Raw genomic sequence first — 1252 nt, forward strand, 5'->3', positions numbered from 1 at the left:
AGGTGTTTGACTTCGGGGCGTTACCGCCGGAGGTTAATTCCGGTCGGATGTATGCGGGTCCGGGTTCGGGGCCGTTGATGGCTGCGGCGGCGGCGTGGGATGAGATTGCTGCTGAGGTGGCTGCGGCGGCTAGTGGGTATAGCTCGGTGGTTTCGGAGTTGACGGCGGGGCCGTGGGTGGGTCCGGCGGCGTCGTCGATGGTGTCGGCGGTGGTGCCGTATGTGAGTTGGTTGGGTGCGGTGGCGGGGTTGGCCGAGGACACGGCCAGTCAGGGTCGGGCGGCGGCGGCGGCTTTTGAGGCGGCGTTTGCGATGACGGTGCCCCCGCCGGTGATTGCGGCCAATCGGGTGTTGTTGGCGACGTTGATCGCGACGAATTTCTTTGGGCAGAACACCCCGGCGATCATGGCGACCGAGGCCCAGTACATGGAGATGTGGGCCCAAGACGCGGCGGCGATGTATGGGTATGCGGCGGCCTCGGCGACGGCCTCGGAGTTGGCGCCGTTTAATGCCCCGCCGAATACCACTACTCCCGATGGGGTGGCCGATCAGGCGTTGGCGGTGACTCAGGCCGCCCAGGAGCCGGCGGGCAACACCGCGCAGACGGTGGCCTCGAGCACCCCGCAATTGGCGACCACGCAATTAGTCAGCACCGCGGCGCCCCAGGTGACCGCGACGTCGTCGCAACCCGGGCCATTTACCTGGCTGACGAGTGCGATTCAGAACTTCTCGCAGAGTGGGTTGCCCACCCCGACCAACAATTACCTCGGGCTGAACCCCACGTTGTACACGGTGATCCTCAAGCAGACCTCGGGTCTTGCCTATTTCTCGAACGGTATACCGGCGTTTTGGTCGCAGCTTGCTCAGCAGTTGGTGTCGGGTCCTGGTGGTACCACGGCCGGTGCCGGCGGTGCGTGGTTCCCGACGCCGCAGTTCGCCCAGTTGGGCCTGGGCAACCTGGGCAGTCTCAGCAGCAACGTCGTCTCGGCCGGTGCCGGGCAGGCCACCCAAGTCGGGGCGTTGTCGGTGCCCCAGCAGTGGGCCACGCTGACCTCGGCGGTCAGCCCGGCCAACGCCGCCGAGGCCGAGGCCCTTCCCGTCCAGACCGCCGGGGCCGCCAGCCCGCCGGGCAACGCCCTGCTACGCGGCATGCCCACCGGCGTCATGGGCCGACGCGCCGGCGCCGCCGCGGGCTACTCCCACAAATACGGCTTCCGCTACAGCGTCCTGACCCGCCCACCATCAGCCGGATA

1 protein-coding gene is annotated in these 1252 nt (G+C 67.8%); it reads left to right on the forward strand.

Annotated features, from left to right (window positions below; translation table 11 throughout):
• Positions 1-2: 2 nt before the first annotated feature.
• Positions 3-1252: PPE family protein (locus A5758_RS04115; protein WP_067736837.1), on the forward strand; the 1250-nt coding region annotated here is incomplete at its 3' end.

It is taken from the genome of Mycobacterium sp. 852014-50255_SCH5639931, assembly GCF_001665605.1.
Classification (GTDB): domain Bacteria; phylum Actinomycetota; class Actinomycetes; order Mycobacteriales; family Mycobacteriaceae; genus Mycobacterium; species Mycobacterium paraffinicum.